The organism is Rhizobium sp. CB3090 (assembly GCF_029714285.1).
In the GTDB taxonomy this organism is placed as follows: domain Bacteria; phylum Pseudomonadota; class Alphaproteobacteria; order Rhizobiales; family Rhizobiaceae; genus Rhizobium.
This window is the reverse complement of the sequence record NZ_CP121664.1, coordinates 23,111-38,379: the sequence shown is the minus strand read 5'-3', so window position 1 is coordinate 38,379 and position 15,269 is coordinate 23,111. Positions and strand designations below refer to the sequence as shown.

Annotated in this window: 17 protein-coding genes and 1 pseudogene; 13 read left to right on the top strand and 5 right to left on the bottom strand. The window is 59.3% G+C overall.

The features are described from left to right. Nucleotides 1-179: 179 nt before the first annotated feature. The gene (locus QA646_RS27095) at nt 180-1,601 is read left to right on the top strand and encodes a hypothetical protein (protein ID WP_283060858.1); all 1,422 of its coding nucleotides are present in this window, start codon (nt 180-182) and stop codon (nt 1,599-1,601) included. 190 nt (nt 1,602-1,791) lie between these two features. On the opposite strand, the gene QA646_RS27090 is transcribed toward QA646_RS27095, so the two are convergent. Further along, complete coding sequence (locus QA646_RS27090; RefSeq protein WP_283060857.1) at nt 1,792-2,301, bottom strand: hypothetical protein; 510 nt, start codon at nt 2,299-2,301, stop codon at nt 1,792-1,794. A gap of 232 nt (nt 2,302-2,533) precedes the next feature. Between QA646_RS27090 and QA646_RS27085 the strand changes: the two genes are divergently transcribed. Further along, a complete protein-coding gene (locus tag QA646_RS27085; RefSeq protein ID WP_283060856.1) occupies nt 2,534-3,367 on the top strand; it encodes a hypothetical protein in 834 nt (277 codons plus the stop codon). A 168-nt stretch (nt 3,368-3,535) separates the two neighbouring features. Here QA646_RS27085 and QA646_RS27080 read toward each other — a convergent pair whose 3' ends face one another. Next, on the bottom strand, nt 3,536-3,763 hold the full coding sequence (locus QA646_RS27080) for a hypothetical protein (RefSeq protein ID WP_283060855.1): 228 nt from the start codon (nt 3,761-3,763) through the stop codon (nt 3,536-3,538). A 496-nt stretch (nt 3,764-4,259) separates the two neighbouring features. Here QA646_RS27080 and QA646_RS27075 point away from each other — a divergent pair, with 496 nt between their 5' ends. Continuing rightward, nucleotides 4,260-4,556: a YbfB/YjiJ family MFS transporter gene (locus QA646_RS27075; protein WP_283060854.1), complete on the top strand. Its 297-nt coding sequence runs from the start codon at nt 4,260-4,262 to the stop codon at nt 4,554-4,556. Here the strand turns inward: QA646_RS27075 and QA646_RS27070 are convergent. Then, nucleotides 4,553-5,599: pseudogene (locus QA646_RS27070) on the bottom strand (RHE_PE00001 family protein); the annotation flags it as partial. The gene QA646_RS27075 and the pseudogene QA646_RS27070 overlap by 4 nt on opposite strands. A 111-nt stretch (nt 5,600-5,710) precedes the next feature. Between QA646_RS27070 and QA646_RS27065 the strand changes: the two are divergent. The 3 genes from QA646_RS27065 to QA646_RS27055 are packed head-to-tail and all read left to right on the top strand — an operon-like array spanning nt 5,711 to nt 9,311. Next, nucleotides 5,711-7,363 (top strand): transposase family protein, encoded by a 1,653-nt coding sequence (locus QA646_RS27065; RefSeq protein ID WP_283060853.1) that lies wholly within the window; start codon nt 5,711-5,713, stop codon nt 7,361-7,363. Between the two features lie 5 nt (nt 7,364-7,368). Beyond that, nucleotides 7,369-8,247 carry a TniB family NTP-binding protein gene (locus QA646_RS27060; protein ID WP_283060851.1) on the top strand — a complete coding sequence of 293 codons (879 nt, stop codon included), beginning with the start codon at nt 7,369-7,371 and terminating at the stop codon, nt 8,245-8,247. After that, on the top strand, nt 8,244-9,311 hold the full coding sequence (locus tag QA646_RS27055) for a TniQ family protein (RefSeq protein WP_283060850.1): 1,068 nt from the start codon (nt 8,244-8,246) through the stop codon (nt 9,309-9,311). The genes QA646_RS27060 and QA646_RS27055 overlap by 4 nt, the downstream gene beginning before the upstream one ends. 2 nt (nt 9,312-9,313) lie before the next feature. On the opposite strand, the gene QA646_RS27050 is transcribed toward QA646_RS27055, so the two are convergent. Further along, nucleotides 9,314-9,838, bottom strand: a complete 525-nt coding sequence (locus tag QA646_RS27050) for a DUF6428 family protein (RefSeq protein ID WP_283055109.1) — start codon at nt 9,836-9,838, stop codon at nt 9,314-9,316. Between the two features lie 42 nt (nt 9,839-9,880). Between QA646_RS27050 and QA646_RS27045 the strand changes: the two genes are divergently transcribed. The 6 genes from QA646_RS27045 to arsK are packed head-to-tail and all read left to right on the top strand — an operon-like array spanning nt 9,881 to nt 13,807. Further along, a complete protein-coding gene (locus tag QA646_RS27045; RefSeq protein WP_283055110.1) occupies nt 9,881-10,237 on the top strand; it encodes a metalloregulator ArsR/SmtB family transcription factor in 357 nt (118 codons plus the stop codon). Next, nucleotides 10,234-10,764: an arsenate reductase ArsC gene (locus tag QA646_RS27040; RefSeq protein ID WP_283055111.1), complete on the top strand. Its 531-nt coding sequence runs from the start codon at nt 10,234-10,236 to the stop codon at nt 10,762-10,764. Before QA646_RS27045 ends, QA646_RS27040 begins: the two co-directional genes overlap by 4 nt. Beyond that, nucleotides 10,764-11,459 carry an MIP/aquaporin family protein gene (locus QA646_RS27035; RefSeq protein ID WP_283060849.1) on the top strand — a complete coding sequence of 232 codons (696 nt, stop codon included), beginning with the start codon at nt 10,764-10,766 and terminating at the stop codon, nt 11,457-11,459. The genes QA646_RS27040 and QA646_RS27035 overlap by 1 nt, the downstream gene beginning before the upstream one ends. Then, a complete protein-coding gene (gene arsC / locus QA646_RS27030) occupies nt 11,456-11,878 on the top strand; it encodes an arsenate reductase (glutaredoxin) (protein WP_283060848.1) in 423 nt (140 codons plus the stop codon). The genes QA646_RS27035 and arsC overlap by 4 nt, the downstream gene beginning before the upstream one ends. Continuing rightward, entirely contained in the window at nt 11,871-12,578 is a 708-nt protein-coding gene (gene arsH, locus QA646_RS27025; RefSeq protein WP_283060847.1) for an arsenical resistance protein ArsH, read from the top strand. Before arsC ends, arsH begins: the two co-directional genes overlap by 8 nt. Further along, nucleotides 12,575-13,807 carry an arsenite efflux MFS transporter ArsK gene (arsK, locus tag QA646_RS27020; RefSeq protein WP_283060845.1) on the top strand — a complete coding sequence of 411 codons (1,233 nt, stop codon included), beginning with the start codon at nt 12,575-12,577 and terminating at the stop codon, nt 13,805-13,807. Before arsH ends, arsK begins: the two co-directional genes overlap by 4 nt. Nucleotides 13,808-13,960: 153 nt before the next feature. Here arsK and QA646_RS27015 read toward each other — a convergent pair whose 3' ends face one another. Beyond that, a complete protein-coding gene (locus QA646_RS27015; protein ID WP_283060844.1) occupies nt 13,961-14,446 on the bottom strand; it encodes a GNAT family N-acetyltransferase in 486 nt (161 codons plus the stop codon). 106 nt (nt 14,447-14,552) lie between these two features. Here QA646_RS27015 and QA646_RS27010 point away from each other — a divergent pair, with 106 nt between their 5' ends. Continuing rightward, nucleotides 14,553-15,245 carry a gamma-glutamyl-gamma-aminobutyrate hydrolase family protein gene (locus tag QA646_RS27010; RefSeq protein WP_283060842.1) on the top strand — a complete coding sequence of 231 codons (693 nt, stop codon included), beginning with the start codon at nt 14,553-14,555 and terminating at the stop codon, nt 15,243-15,245. The last annotated feature ends 24 nt before the right edge of the window (nt 15,246-15,269 follow it).

The window sequence follows — 15,269 nt, the reverse complement described above, 5'->3', positions numbered from 1 at the left end:
GAAAAGCACATCTTCGGCTTTGCTTAATCCTCACAATTCACACGGCTCTCTAGCCTTATCGGCGGTGCGTTGATCAAGCTGCTGGCTTGCACACGTTGCAGAAAGTCAATTATTACATCTCCCCAATGCTCATCCGAGGAGTGTGCCCGAATTCATCTTGAACGATCGAGTTCTGACCAATGACAAAACAATGGCGCCCTTATCGGCATGGGTGGTCGCAACCCTGTCTTTGTGGATCAAACAAGAAATTCGGTATCTGTTGCAAAGGTCGGCTTGCGGGCTTCGACATCGGCAAGAAGTACAATGAGGCGTGCCGCGACCGGAGTTGGGAGATCGCGCTCCTCGCAGCCCGGGCAGATATCAGCCAATATACGATATGGCATAAGTCGCATACGGCACCGGTCATCGATAAGCCGAGCACCGTTGCCTACATTCTTCGCGTCGATGTCAACGCGCTCGCATCCTATGTCGAGGAGCTGCAGTGGCTTTACGTCACGACGGGACGCTCCGCCGACTGGCTTGAGACCCTGGAGCGCCTGCGCGGTAACATTCAGCATCACAAATGGCATAGGAAGATCGTCTATTTCCGGGCGCTGTTTGCGCTGACGCTTGGCGACGATCGATCCAATGCACGCCGGGAGCTCAAGAAAGCTGGACCGATCACACTAGACGAGACCGACATCCAGCTCTTGCAGATCTTCATCGATCTCGAATTTGATCGTATGCCCTTCGCCGATCGCCTACGATATCTCGATCGCATTCTCGTTGTCAGCAAGGACTTGGGCGACCAGCTCCAATACCGGTCGTCCAAAGCCGTACAGTTTTTCCTGATCGGCGATGCCAAGGCCGCCGAAGATCTGTTCTCTGAGGTTGTCGCGTTAGCCCGCGATCCGAACAACGCCCCTCTGACCCGGTATCAAAGGCACATGTATATCCGGGCGCTTCAACATGTGGGGATGTTGCGTCACGATCGGGCGATGCTGGACGAAGCGATCGGCCTGTTCCACGAGCTTGTCCAGGAGGACATCTGGACCAGGATCGGCCAGACTTCGATCTACCGGGAGATTGCCGAATCCTACAAGTTCCTGGAGCAGTGGAAGGATGCTGAAGCCACGACCCGCATCGCGCTCGGGCTCCATGACGATCCGATCGACAGAATTCACCTCGCCGAAGCCCTACTCTATCAAAAAAAGGTCGATGATGCATGCGCGGAAATCGACCAGCTGCGTTCAGTGGATCTGAAAACTCCGGCACGCGACGATTACGCGCTCGCCTTTGCAGCCATTGCAATCTGGAGCGAAGATCAGGCGCGCCTGGAAGCCGCAAAAAGCCTTCTCGAAGCCTATGAACCGGCTGAGCCTTATTTTCGCGAAAGGCGCCTGACGCTTTTACTTAATGTCAGCGAAGGCATCAGCAAGCGCAGGATCTCCGAAAAACAGAAGCAGGAAAGCGCGCCGAAAGGGGGCTTCCTGTCGCTCTTGTCGAAATTCGTCATGATCCAACCGAACCTTGCCGGGTTTGGCTTGAACTTCAACGCGATATTCGAGGAACTCGGCAAACGGAAGCCGCAAGGTCGAAGCCCGACCGACGAGGCGGATTAAAGTTAGCAATAGCCGCGGTGACCGTTTCGATCTCCAATCACAATGTTGGCTTTCCGTAATAGCAATACGCTCATCATGGTTACAACCTGCGTCCTGTCGCTGTCTGAACAGGGTGTCCGCTGGCATCGTGCCACGGCCTTCTTAGAGGCACGAGGATAGCAAACACGACGCTACGCGGCTTCCCAAGATTTCACGGCAATGGTCTTTCGAGATCCAATCGAAACGAGGTCGGACCCTCGTATGGAAGAGCGCCGAGACGATCTGTCAGAAATGTCTCGTAGTCGCCCTCGCCTAGTGTTTTCGTCGTGTCGAATACGGCATATCTGACCCGGTAGAAGTCTTGCAGCTTGCGCAAATAGGCCCGCATCATACTGGATGCGATCCCCTTTCCCCTGACATCGATTTCGGTTCCCGCGATAATGGCCGACTTCTCGACCGCGAAGTGGGTGAAATACGCCGTTGCCATCCAGATCTTGATTTCGACATCTCTGATCGTGCCAATTTGGAAGCCATACGGCTTGGCATACACGGGAGGGAAATAAACGATGCGATGTTGTTCGGTATGTCCGAAGCCCCAGTCATCCACACGACGAAAGGTTTCGTCATTCCCGGACCTGAACCATCGAACGGGATCTTCCCGAAATGCGTCCAGCACGTCTTCACATGTCAGCGCCGCCGGTTTTTTTTGAAAGAGCTTCATTGTTTGAACTGCCTCAGGCTTCCCATCGTCCGCTTTGGAACTTCGTAACGCGGCGTTCAGCTTTGCATGTCAGATCAAAAGCAAGATCTTACTTTTCGGATCGGATTTTAGGTAAGTCGCATTTCGACGGGCCGTGTCGCGCCGCAAACCCGCCGCAGGATCCGGCAGAATTGATGGGCAGAGCTGGCGACCTTGGAGGCCGTAGGCGGACTTATGTGGAAAGATCGTTTTGATGACGAAGGATGATTTTGCGCTTTTGGCGGTGATCGATGCCTACAAGTGGTGGATCACGTCGGATTTTGGATTTCTGAAGCTGACCGGGGCAATTGACGGCGACGGGCGGCCAACAGCCCCTGCAACTGCCAGCATCGACATTGCTCGCCTAAGAACGATCGCTCGGGCGTATTCGGTCTCCCGCAATATTCCGTCCGACAAACAGGAAAGCCAAGCTCAAAAGATCGTGGAAGCGTTCGCACAAAAGCCGTCCCATGACATCTTCTCTATAGACGTCCTTGCGCGCGCAACAGCGCTGAAGATTCTGGCGGAGAGCACGCCGGTCACCATTACCTACGAGGACGGCCGAACAAGCCAGCGCGAGTTGGCCTCTGCCTTTTCAAAGCTTTCCTGGTTCATTCAGCCGCAGGGGTGGACGCTTTTTGACAAATATGTCGGTGCCGCGGTCACAGGGTCTGACCGACCGGGGCTCCAGCAAATGTCGGACTTTTATGCATGTCTCGCGCCGAGCTGGAGCGCCGTCTCGACGGACATTTGTCGGAAGGCCGGTGACGCGGGCCTCAACCCGTTGCTGGGCTACCGGATCATCGACAAATACCTCTTTTGCCATGGCTTGGGGATGTACAGCGAGCCCACAGAGAACCGAAAGACCGCAAAGTTTATCGCATCGTCGACGTTTGACATGAAATCCTCGCGCAAAGCTGTCGAGGCCCATCGGTCGTCGCTCTGCTGGACGCTCGAAGCTTTGGGGGCGGTGGAAGCCGCCAGGCTGGACGGACTAGCCAGATCCGCAGCGCCCACGCTTGCAAAACTACCTGTTTTCACGCCGTGACCGCTTGGCAGCAGGCTGGTCTGGACATTTCTCCAGATCAGCATTCCGCGACCCCTAACTTTCATCGAGCGCGTCGACTGTCGCTGGAGATCTCTCAACTGTTCGCAACGTTTTGAACGATCTTAAGCATCACCAAGCCGAAGCCCGGCGCGCTTCGGCGCCGGCTGCCTACCCAGGATAGGCTTCCAGCGGTGACTGGTTCATCTGAATAAGCATACGTTGGAGGTGGAGCGCCTTATATCCTGTCTCACGTTCGAGTTCGGAAAGTCTGTCGAACAGCTGCTCGGCGTCGTCAGGTTGACCGCTCTGCCAAATCATTTCCGCCTTCAGCATGATCAGGTCATATTCATAACATTTATAACCAAAGTCTCTCGCTTTCGTCAGAATATCTTCCACGGCTTCCAGTGCCTGGGAGGACTTGCACTGAGGGCGCAGAGGATGGACAGGGCTCCGAACGTCGCGACGGCTCGCCGGCCAGCCGGCGGGTCAAGCCTTGTCTATGCGCTACCCTCTTCCAACGCGCCCTCCTTCTAGATTGCGGATGCCGCCACGGCGAGATCATGCCTTTGAGCTCATTCTCCTTCAAGCCCAGATCGGACCGACCTCGCGGCACAAGGAGCCATTGGACATGCCGACCATTGCCTTCTCGTCAATGCGGCTGAGCGACGATTCGTCATTTGTCCTTTGCGCAGCTTTGCCAGCGCATCTTCAGTTTCAGAGAGTTGGTGTATTCCGCCGTCAGAGAGACCAAAGATTGGTCAAACATCTGCTCCGACCCATTGACGGGCGCAAAATCGCCGCACTTCGGTGTGCCATGTAGCGCACGAAAGCTAGTGCATCGGGTTCTGGAGAAGAACCAACAATATCTACGTTCCATTTTGATGCAGCGCCGATGACGGCGGGGCGCCTGATCGTCACCTACAGCCTCAGCGGCTTCGGCTACATTATCACCGCAACCTACCTGCCATTGCTCGTCCAGTCTGCATTGGGCTCGATCAGTCCCGCCCATGTCTGGACGGTGTGGCAATGTGAAACGTGCAGCTGGCTGTTTATCGATACGTCCAAAACCAAAAGGCGCCGCTGGTGTCCCATGGCGCTATGTGGCAACCGGTCCAAGGCGCAAAGACATTATTATCGCAGCAAAGATATCCAACGGTGCCGTCGGCTTCACTCCTTCGCGTTGCGCTAGATGATGCCCCATGCCCGGAACCTCCCCCTCCCCGTGATCTCTCTCAAGCCGAGTTCCAAAACGATCCGCCGCGCCGCCTGCGGCGTCACGTCCAGTGTCATGGCCACCATCCCCGCCGACACCAATGGCTTTGCCATGACGAGCTCGACGAGGTCCGGCAATTTTGAAGAGGTCCGCCGTCCTTCCAACTTCCGCTCGAACAAGGTCCGCGCCAAAACCAGCCGGTCATGCTCCTTCAGGCCAATCTCGGCGGCCGCCAAAAATCCGTGGGCGATGGCGAGCAGCCGAGTTTCGTGATCGCGATGCCGGCGCCGATCGACAGGAATGGTTTTGAGGCCGAGGTTGATGGCGGCCAAATGCGCGCCTGACGTGATGCCGGCCTGACGAAGGATAGACGCGGCCAGCAACCGGCCGAGCCACGGCGCATGTTGCAGCACGGACAATTCGTTCCAGGCATCGAGGGCGATAATCGCCTGCATCACCGCCGGTAGGTCTTGCGCCTGCCTCAGCACCCCGCGCCATTCGTCGAGCCGGGCATCCTCGTCCCAGTCGAGATCATAGACCAGCGGATCGGCCGGAGCCCAGCCGGGCTTTTTTGCTTGCTCGATGGCCGCCTCCGAACGGGCGAGCAGCGCATCAATGGCGGCATAGTCGACGCCGGGAAGCCTTTCGGCTTCATTGATGTCTTTCCCCTCTCCTTCTGGATCATCCCTGACCGCGGGCCGAACGACGACGGCCGGCTCCACTGCATCTGGGTCGGCCGGATTGATGTCCGATGTCTGTCGCAAAGTTCGGATGCCTTCTGCGGACAGTGCCCAACCAGGTGGCTGCGCGGCGATGCGCCGGCGGGTCCTCAACACGTCGCGAGCGATCGTCAGTTCATGGCTCGGCGTGCGGACATCCCGCAGCCCGTCATGGAGGACGAGGTCTTCGAGATGGACAAGTTCGCCATCGATCCACAGCGAGGCGCAGGCGTCGGCGAAATGGGTGCGCGCGATCCAGCCCTCTCCAACCGAGGAACGGGCGATGCGCTCGTCGAGCCGCGCCTGTGGCTTTTACTTTACGATTTCAATCTGGAAAATGTCATACGGCAGTTAGGTTTAGCCGATAAAAAGGGAACGATTTTCCGCTAACGATTTCAATGAAGTCCACCTTTGCCAAAGCGATTGCACGATCGAACGTCAGCTGGGGCTCGCGCGATTTCGGGCGAGCAATGGACGACGGCGCGCCGTACAGCCCGTGAGCTGGACAAGATTCTCGATGAGGTCGGTCCGAGGCAACCTGCTATCGCGCGCGCGGCGGCGGAACTGTGCCTATCCTCCCGGCAGGTATACAACTTGCTTACACGCTATCGCGCCGACCGGACGGTGACCGCCTTGCTCCCCCGCGTTGCCGCAACCCGGCGCAAGCGGCTTTCACTTGAGATCGAGGACATCATCAACGAAACGCTGCGCGAGCAATGGTTGACACTAGAGGCGCCGCCGCTTGCCCCAGTCGTCGCCGAGATCCGCGCCCGCTGCGAGGAGGCTGGCCTTGCCCCGCCTTCCCAGGTCGCCATCGCAAGACGCATTCCGGTGTTGTTTACGCCGGAAGAGATTGCCAGGAACCGGTCGGCCAATCCAAAGCACCTGCTGCGGTTAAAGCCGCGGCCGGGCTATATCCACGCCGAGCATCCGCTCGACGTCTGTCAAATCGACCATACCCCAACCGATATCAATTTCGTGGAGGTGATCGACGGAGGCGGGGTCTTCGTGGGCCGTGCCTACCTCACGATTGTTACCGATGTTGCGACACGCGCCATTGTCGGATTCTGCTTGACGCTGGAAAAGCCTTCCGTCCTGTCCGTCGCGCTGTGCCTGGCGCAGGCGATCTGCCCCAAAGGCCCATGGCTTGCCTTGCGAAATCTCGATCACGTCTGGCCGATGTGCGGCCGGCCGCGGCTGCTCGTCACGGATTCTGCGAAAGAATTCAAGGGACATGCGTTCCAACGAGGCTGCGATGACTATGGCATCCGGATCCGCTATCGCGATCGCGGCCGCGTTCATCAGGGCGGCGTGGTCGAGCGATTGCTGGGTAAGCTCAACGGGATTCTCGCCGCTTATCCAGGTTCGTCGGGCCGCTCGGTGGTCGACCGTGACGAATATCCGGCCGAGCGCCGTGCACGCCTAAGCTTTGCGGATCTGGAGCGTTGCGTCGCGCTGGCGGTGATCGATCACAATCTTCAGCAAAATTCGAAAACGTTGAAGGTGCCGATCACGGTATGGCAGCGGAGCAGCGCGAACCTGCCTCATTCCGACGACGATCCACAACGGGTATTGCTGTCGTTCCTGCCTGGGGCGGAAAGGCGACTGTCGCCGCAAGGAATCAGTCTATTCGCCCTTCATTATTATTCGCCATGGCTGGGCGTCCTGGTTCCACGGCGCGACCGGCTCGCAAAGCTGGACGTGCGATACGACCCGCGGGACATCAGCCATGTTTATATCCGGGATCCGGAGACCGCAGAATTTCGGCCGGTCGAACGGCGCGACGGTTATCTCGCGCCTGTGACGCTTTGGGAGCATGAGATCGAGCGCGCGAACCGACGCGTGGCAAACCATCGCTCCAATGTCGAAAAGGTCGCGTTTCGTCGCGAGATCGCAACCATTGTCGAAGCAGCAAAACCCTCCAAAAGCCAGTTGCGGGATGCGACGCGTAGCGCGCACGCCGCCGCGGCGGCAAAGCCGTATGCGGCCGTGCGGTCGCAAGCGTCTGTTCCTAGCGAACATCCCAAGCGCCAAAAGCGCAGGCTGCCAGTCGAAGATTGGTAGCCAGTATGTCGGATCATCTGCTGGACCATGTCCGGCCCTATCTGGATCGCGATCCAGAGGACCGGATCGCCTATATCCGCGCCCCGCGATGGATCGGGCATCACGTCGCCAAGGACGCCCATCGACGGCTAACGGAATTGCTATCACGGCCTCAGTCGTTGCGGACGCAGGGCCTGATGCTGCTCGGCCCATACGCCAACGGCAAGACGATGATTGCGGAGCGCTTTGCGGTCGAACACTTAAGAACCGCGCCTAAGCAAAGAGTGTGGATCGTTCAAACGCGCGAGGGTGCCGGGCTTGGCCACTTCTACGCGAGTATTCTGCAGGGGCTGCGGGCGCCGGGCGCCGAGATGCGGGATATCGGCCGCAAGGCCGAACAACTCGATCACTTGCTGGCAAGCCTCAAGCCGAGGGTGCTGATTTTCGACGAGTTTCACAATGCATTGCGAGGACGTGATCGCGACATAGAGGCGGTCTTCGCTTTCCTGCGCCGCATCGGCCGCCAATATGATGTCTCTCCGGTGCTGATCGGCGAAGTGGCCGTCTATGACCTCGTCAACGCCACCAGTGAAATGGCGAGCCGCTTCGACCTCGTCGCGGTTCCGCGCTGGCAATATGACGAGGACTATTTCATGCTCCTCGACAGCCTGGAAGCAGCGCTTCCCCTAACGCGAAGCTCGGATTTATCGGATGAACGATTGGCCCGTCGCATATTCGCCCTGTCGGAGGGACTGATCGGCGAGATCGTCACCATCGTCACCAAGGTGGCGATCCACGCGATAAGATCGGGGACCGAGCGCATCACTAAGGCCGGAATCGACGAACTCCGCCACGTCCCGCTTTCGCAGCGGCGCACTTCAATCTTGCGCGAGAGGCTTCTATGACGGAGGCCAAGGCACCTGGCTTGATCGTACGCATCCAGGAGCGATACCGTGACGTCGTCTCGGACCGGTGGCCGATCATTCCCACATGGCAGCCTGACGAATTGCTGTCGAGCTGGTTGCATCGGCTCGCATTCGCAAATGGCATCGCGCCCAGAACCTTCGCTCGCGTGCTAGGCCTCCGTTCGGGGATGTGGTCGGCGTCGCTCGACCTGAAGCTCCCGACCGATGTGGCGAACCTGCTATGCGCGCGCACCGGTGTTACGCAACGCCAGCTCACGGCGATGTCATGGACGTCGTCTCCGTTGCGAGCGCTCCTGCTGCCGCTTGGCAGCCAAGGACGTCGCGACGGTTCAACTTGGCTGCAGTTTTGCCCACGCTGCCTTGCCGGCGACACAGAACCATATTTTCGGCGGGAGTGGCGGCTGGCAACCCGAATTGCATGTGCAAAACATAAATGCGGGTTACGCGACCGATGTCCATCCTGCCGCAGCCGGATTGCGGCTTTCAGCCAGGTTGAACTCGTCCCGCAACATCGCTGTGCCCGTTGCGGCTACGATCTGCGTCGGGCGTCGACAACCATTGTCAGCCCGGCGGCACGACGGCTCAACCGTTGCCTCAACGACATCTGCAAGCTGGAAGTGATAGCCGGATCCGCCGGCAGTAATATTCTCGTTCGGCGTCTGCTGAGCATGCCCAGCATCGTCGGGCTCTATTCAATGGCGCCCCTTAACCGCCTGTCGACATCAGCGCGCATCCGATGTTTCGAGCGGCTTACCCTGCGACCGAATGATTGGCTGCCTGCTGTCGACGACGCTGCGACCGCACATTGGCGACGCTCTATCCTGCTGGTAGGTGGTCACGGCCGTTTGATCGGGCTGCTCGCCCATGCTCTCGAACGCCGACGGCACAGGCATCGCGCCACCGTGCGCTGCCCTACGAGAGTCCAGCCGCGGGTCGCTACGCTTTCCGCGTTGCTGGCCGCCTATGTGCGGATCATGCAAGAGCCATCCCGGGCGCCCGGTCGAAACGACGGTACAACCGGCCTGCCGCCGGGCGATCCGTGAGTCTATGGGCAGCAGGCAGTCTTTCCGGCCGACGGACCACAGCATGATTGTGATTGGGCCTGCTGCTCGGCCAGCCAGCGATCACGCGGCTTGCAGCTTGCCGGCCTCGGCGACAGTTCAACGTGGACGGCGCCGGCGCGCAGCGTTGGCATGGCAGCGCAGTAGAGCTGCATGGGCTGAACACCGTCGCTGACTTCAAAGGTCAGTTTGGCAGTATCATCGAGCTTCACGTGCTCGGTGACCTTGCGGATGATCGCGTAGAATTTGCCGGCCTGCATGTGTGTGCGATCCCCCTCCTCGATATCCCAGAGCTGAATAAAGATCTCGGACCAGGCTTCCGGATTGGCGCCGCAGTCGAGGGCGGAGAACTGGCCGGCCTTGACCTCGGTGACGTGATAGCCGGGCTTCACTGGCTGACCATTGAAATAAAAAACCAGCGGCGAATCCTTGGCGCCCGCAAGCACGCCCATGAGGTCGCCGAGGCTGATGTCGTCCCTCTGCATTTTGCTGTTGTCGATGGCGTTCATTTACGCTAATCCTCGTTTCAATGATTCAAGGATTGTTGAAATATGGATCGACGTCAAGCCCTCATCTCATTCGGCGCCTTGTCGCAGGAGACCCGTCTTCAGATCGTCCGCATGCTGGTGGTTGCCGGCCCCGACGGGTTGGCAGCAGGCGCGATCGCCGAAAAGGCCGAGGTCTCGCCGTCGAACGTCTCCTTCCATCTGAAGGAGTTGGAGCGTTCGGGGCTGATCGACCAGAAGCGTGAATCCCGCTCGATCATCTACACCGCGAATTACGAAGCGCTCGGCGGCCTGGTCCGCTTCCTGATGGAAGACTGCTGTGCCGGCCGCCCGGAAATCTGCGCACCGGCTGCGGAAGTCGCGGCCTGCTGTACCCCTAAAATGGAGGAGAAACTGCAATGACCACGGACCGCATCTACAACGTACTCTTTCTCTGCACGGGCAACTCCGCCCGCTCGATCCTGGCAGAATCGATCCTCAATGCCGAGGGGAAAGGCCGCTTCAAGGCGTTCTCGGCCGGCAGCCAGCCAAAGGGCGAGGTCAATCCGCATGCCCTGAAGGAGCTTGAGGCGCTCGGATATCCGTCGAGCGGTTTCCGCTCGAAGAGCTGGGATGAGTTCGCCGAGCCTGGCGCACCGGAAATGGACTTCATCTTCACGGTCTGCGATAGCGCCGCCGGTGAAGCTTGCCCGGTGTGGATCGGCCATCCGATGAGCGCCCATTGGGGTGTCGAAGATCCGGCCGCCGTCGAAGGCAGCGACATCGAGAAGACCCGCGCCTTTGCCCAGGCCGCCCGCTACCTGAAAAATCGGATCACGGCCTTTGTCAGCCTGCCGCTCGCCTCGATCGACAGGCTTGCGCTGGAAACGCACCTGCGCCAGATCGGCGCCATGGAAGGCGCAACCGTAAAACCGTCGAAGGCAAGCTGATGAGCGGGTTCGATCTGCCGCGCCGGCTTGTCGCCGAGGGTCTTGGCACCGCCATGCTGGTCGCGACGGTGGTGGGATCGGGCATCATGGCGACCTCGTTGACGCAGGACGTTGGTCTGGCACTGCTTGGCAATACGCTGGCAACCGGCGCGATCCTGGTGGTGCTGATCACCGTGCTCGGGCCAATCTCGGGCGCCCACTTCAACCCTGCGGTCTCGCTGATCTTCGCAATCTCGCGCGATTTGCCAAGGCGCGAGCTCACCGGTTATGTACTCGCGCAGATCATTGGCGGCGTGCTCGGTACGATCGCCGCCCATCTGATGTTCGCGCTGCCGCTCATCGACCTGTCGAGCAAGGTTCGTACCGGCGGGGCGCAGTGGTTCTCGGAAGGTGTGGCGACCTTCGGCCTGGTGGCGGTGATCCTCGCTGGCATCAAGTTCGAGCAGAAAGCCGTGCCGTGGCTGGTCGGGCTCTATATCACGGCCGCTTACTGGTTCACCGCCTCGACCTCGTTTGCCAATCCCGCTGTTGCCTTGGCTCGGTCGCTGACCAATAGCTTCTCCGGCATTCGCCCGGTCGATCTTCCGGGCTTCTGGATCGCCGAGGTCGCCGGCGCCGTTGCAGCCCTTCTGCTGTTTACCTGGCTCCTGCAGCCAAATGCTTCGTCAACCCTATCGTCAGAGGCTAAACTATGAATGCCACGATCTATCACAACCCCGACTGCGGCACCTCGCGCAACACCTTGGCAATGATCCGCAACGCCGGGATCGAGCCGACCGTTATCGAATATCTGAAGAACCCGCCGAGCCGCGAACAACTGGTGACAATGATTACTGAGGCCGGCCTGACCGTCCGGGAAGCGATCCGCGAGAAGGGCACGCCCTATACCGAACTCGGACTCGACAATCCGGCGCTGACGGACGATCAGTTGCTCGATGCCATGCTAAAGGACCCGATCCTGATCAACCGTCCGTTCGTCATGACGCCACTCGGCACGCGGCTGGCGCGGCCATCGGAAGCGGTTCTCGACATTCTGCCTGACACCCAAAAGGGCGCCTTCACCAAGGAAGACGGCGAACAGGTGCTTGACGCCGAGGGCAAGCGCATTGTCTGACCTGCCCGCATCGTCGCCGGCGTATCTGCGGCAGGTGGATCTGGCGGCGCTTCGCCCGACTTTTTCGACGCACAAGCCCCGGATCCTCATCCTTTACGGGTCGCTGCGCACGGTATCGTATAGTCGCTTCCTGGCGCACGAAGCGGCACGGCTCCTCGAACACTTCGGCTGCGAGGTGAAGATCTTCAATCCGGAAGGCCTGCCGCTCCCGGATGCCGCCCCGGTCACGCATCAGAAGGTGCAGGAACTGCGCGACCTGTCGGCATGGTCGGAAGGCCAGGTCTGGGTGAGCCCGGAGCGTCACGGCGCCATGACCGGCATCATGAAGGCGCAGATCGACTGGATCCCGCTGTCGGTCGGATCGGTGCGGCCGACGCAGGGCAAGACGCTCGCCGTCATGCAGGTTTCCGGCGGCTCGCAGTCCTTCAATGCGCTGGGCCAGATGCGCATCCTCGGCCGTTGGATGCGGATGATCACCATCCCCAACCAGTCGTCGGTGGCAAAGGCGTTCTTGGAGTTCGACACCGACGGCCGGATGAAGCCGTCCTCCTATTACGACCGTGTCGTTGATGTCTGCGAGGAGCTGGTGAAATTTACCTGGCTGACGCGAGACGCCTCCGCTTACCTCACCGACCGCTACAGCGAGCGCAAGGAAGAGGCCGAAAAACTCGAACAGCGCGTGAGCCTCAAATCCATATGACGACGATCCGCACCGACCGGCCGCCTGTCGCAGCGATCCTCGCCCTCGGTCTCACGCAGATCATCGGCTACGGAACGCTCTATTACAGCTTCAGCATCCTCGCGCCTGGCATGGCGCGGGATCTGAACTGGTCGTCGGAATGGATTTTTGGGTCGCTGTCCGCCGCTCTGCTGATTGGTGGTCTCGCTGCACCGACGATGGGAAAATGGATCGATCGCTTTGGCGCCGGTCGCGTCATGACCGGTGGATCGGCAATTGCCGCCGCGGCCCTTGTCGCCTGCGCTTTTGCGCCCGGAAAGATTGCCTTCGTTGCGGCGCTGATCGCCATCGAGACGGCCTCCAATCTGGTGCAGTATGGCGCCGCCTTCGCACTGCTCGTGCAGATCAACCCCAAGGTCGCGCAACGCAGTATCACTTACCTGACGCTGATCGCCGGCTTCGCCTCGACGATCTTCTGGCCGATCACCACGGCGCTCAACGCACACATGGCCTGGCAGAATGTCTATCTGGTCTTTGCCGTACTCAATGTCGCCGTCTGCCTGCCGATCCATGCGTGGCTGTCGTCCAGCGTCAGTAGGAGCCGCAAGGACTCATCGGGCGAACCTGCAAAGCATGTGGCGCCAAGTCTTGCGCCGTCGATCCGCGCGCCGGCGTTCATGCTGATGGTGACAGGTTTTGCCCTGGAAAGCTTCGTCAATGCTACGCTCCTCGTTCACATGGTTCCGGTGCTGTCGGGATTGGGGCTAGGAGCGATGGCAGTCATGGTCGGGACGCTGTTTGGTCCGTCGCAGGTGCTAAGCCGGTTCATCAACATGATCTTCGGAGGCGGACTGTCGCAGTTGGTGCTGGCGCTGATCTCCGCCGTCCTGTTGCCGGCGGCGCTGGTCATCCTGATCGTCACCGCCCCGTCCGTACCAGGCGCGCTGCTGTTCGCGGTGGTCTTCGGCCTTGGCTCGGGGTTGAGCAGCATCGTCCAGGGAACCTTGCCGCTGGCGCTGTTCGGCAGTGAGGGTTACGGACGGCGACAGGGACAGGTGCTGGCCATCCGTCTGGTGGTCTCATCAACAGCACCCTTCGTGCTTGCCTTCCTGATGGAGAATATTGGCGTCTCATGGTCGCTCGCGATCGCGGCCGCCGTCGGTAATATCGCAGTACTGGCCTTTATCGCCATCGCCCGGCTGAATCTGGCTCGCCGCCCGCATCATGCGCTCGGCCGCGCCGGCAGCTAGAGGGACCGAACAAGAACTGTTGCCCCCAGACAGGCTAAGACCGAACCAGTCGTGACAATGGCTCGCTAGCATCTGCCTTAAGCGGATTGCGTACAGTTGAATTGGAAAACCCTCGCCCTAAAATATCGCGGGCTACGAAACGCTCCGAGGGGTCTATAAAGGACGCTCCATCAGGTTCATCATTTTGCCGTTCATGAGCGTCGTTCCCACGGAAGCGAAGCCGTTTCGCTCATAATAGGCAATCAGTCTCGAGCTGGAGAGGGAGCAATCAAGCCTGATATTCACCAAGTTTCGTTTTCTTCCCATTTCCACGATTTTGTCGATCACAGTCTCGCCAATTCCGTGGCCGGCCTTATCGCGGCGCACTGCAAATGTATGCAAGTAGATGCTGTCGCCGGTCTCCTTCGCCCCCCAATATGGGCGGTCCTCCCAAAGTATCCGGAATGCCGCGACCGGTAGCTCCTCCAAATATGCAAGAAACAACTCGCCGCGCTCAATCCGCGGCAGCATCCATTCGTCGTCGAACGGATAGTTCCAACCTTCGGACCCGTGCTTCTTTTGCCACGCACTGGCCTTCTCCAAAATGTCTGAGAAGTGCGTCCGCGTCTGAAGATTCACCGGCTGAATATCAATTTCCATGCTGGTATCACTCGTCAAACTCGCCATGAACCGCCGCTTATGGTTTCATGATCCGAAACATGCTCAAAAATCGTTTGAAAACGCCTAAGGCGGAAAGCCAGATCTTATGCGGCAACCTCGCATCGCCGTAATTCTTGACGAGAACACCAGCACCGGTGGGACGCGCTATGAGGCGGCCAAAGGATATTTCCGGGGGGTGAGAGACGCCGGAGGACTTCCTTTTGGCATCCCATATCTGCCTGAAGTCGTGAACTCCGTTTTGAACGAGTTCGATGGGCTGGTCTCCGTGGGCGGCCGATTTGCCTATCCCGACGACTGGTACATCGCTGGTGAAGTCTCCAAAGCCCCGCCATCAGAACGTTTCGACGTCGAAAGGGCAATCGTGGAGGGCTATCTCGAGCGGGATAAGCCCGTCCTCGGCATTTGCGCCGGGATGCAGATGCTCGCATGTTTGAACGGTTGCCGTCTTTCTTGCGATCTGCGCTTGTCGTTTCCAGCCGCCGATGAGCACGACAAGCGGGACCATCTTCACGCGGTCGAGATTGTTCCTGAATCACGGCTGGCACGGATAATCGGAAAGCATCGCATCAGGGTGAACACATTCCATCGTGAAGCGATCGCACAACTGTCACCAGCCGTCGTGGTAAGCGCTCGAGCTGACGATGGGATCGTAGAGGCTATCGAAGTTGCTTCCAGCGCCTTTGCGATCGGTCTTCAATGGCATCAAGAGCTATTTGCCGACACGGTCCATCCCGGTAACGCTGTATTTCGTGGTCTTGTAGAAGCAGCCCGACTGTGAAACTGCGCCGGTTACCAAACGCGA

Coding starts and splice junctions, on each gene's coding strand:
- QA646_RS27035 (WP_283060849.1), top strand. CDS start 10,764: ATGAGCGGGTTCGATCTGCCGCGCCGGCTTGTCGCCGAGGGTCTTGGC.
- QA646_RS27050 (WP_283055109.1), bottom strand. CDS start 9,838: ATGAACGCCATCGACAACAGCAAAATGCAGAGGGACGACATCAGCCTC.
- QA646_RS27095 (WP_283060858.1), top strand. CDS start 180: ATGACAAAACAATGGCGCCCTTATCGGCATGGGTGGTCGCAACCCTGT.
- QA646_RS27045 (WP_283055110.1), top strand. CDS start 9,881: ATGGATCGACGTCAAGCCCTCATCTCATTCGGCGCCTTGTCGCAGGAG.
- arsC (WP_283060848.1), top strand. CDS start 11,456: ATGAATGCCACGATCTATCACAACCCCGACTGCGGCACCTCGCGCAAC.
- QA646_RS27010 (WP_283060842.1), top strand. CDS start 14,553: ATGCGGCAACCTCGCATCGCCGTAATTCTTGACGAGAACACCAGCACC.
- QA646_RS27085 (WP_283060856.1), top strand. CDS start 2,534: ATGACGAAGGATGATTTTGCGCTTTTGGCGGTGATCGATGCCTACAAG.
- arsK (WP_283060845.1), top strand. CDS start 12,575: ATGACGACGATCCGCACCGACCGGCCGCCTGTCGCAGCGATCCTCGCC.
- QA646_RS27055 (WP_283060850.1), top strand. CDS start 8,244: ATGACGGAGGCCAAGGCACCTGGCTTGATCGTACGCATCCAGGAGCGA.
- QA646_RS27015 (WP_283060844.1), bottom strand. CDS start 14,446: ATGGAAATTGATATTCAGCCGGTGAATCTTCAGACGCGGACGCACTTC.
- QA646_RS27090 (WP_283060857.1), bottom strand. CDS start 2,301: ATGAAGCTCTTTCAAAAAAAACCGGCGGCGCTGACATGTGAAGACGTG.
- QA646_RS27040 (WP_283055111.1), top strand. CDS start 10,234: ATGACCACGGACCGCATCTACAACGTACTCTTTCTCTGCACGGGCAAC.
- QA646_RS27075 (WP_283060854.1), top strand. CDS start 4,260: ATGACGGCGGGGCGCCTGATCGTCACCTACAGCCTCAGCGGCTTCGGC.
- QA646_RS27060 (WP_283060851.1), top strand. CDS start 7,369: ATGTCGGATCATCTGCTGGACCATGTCCGGCCCTATCTGGATCGCGAT.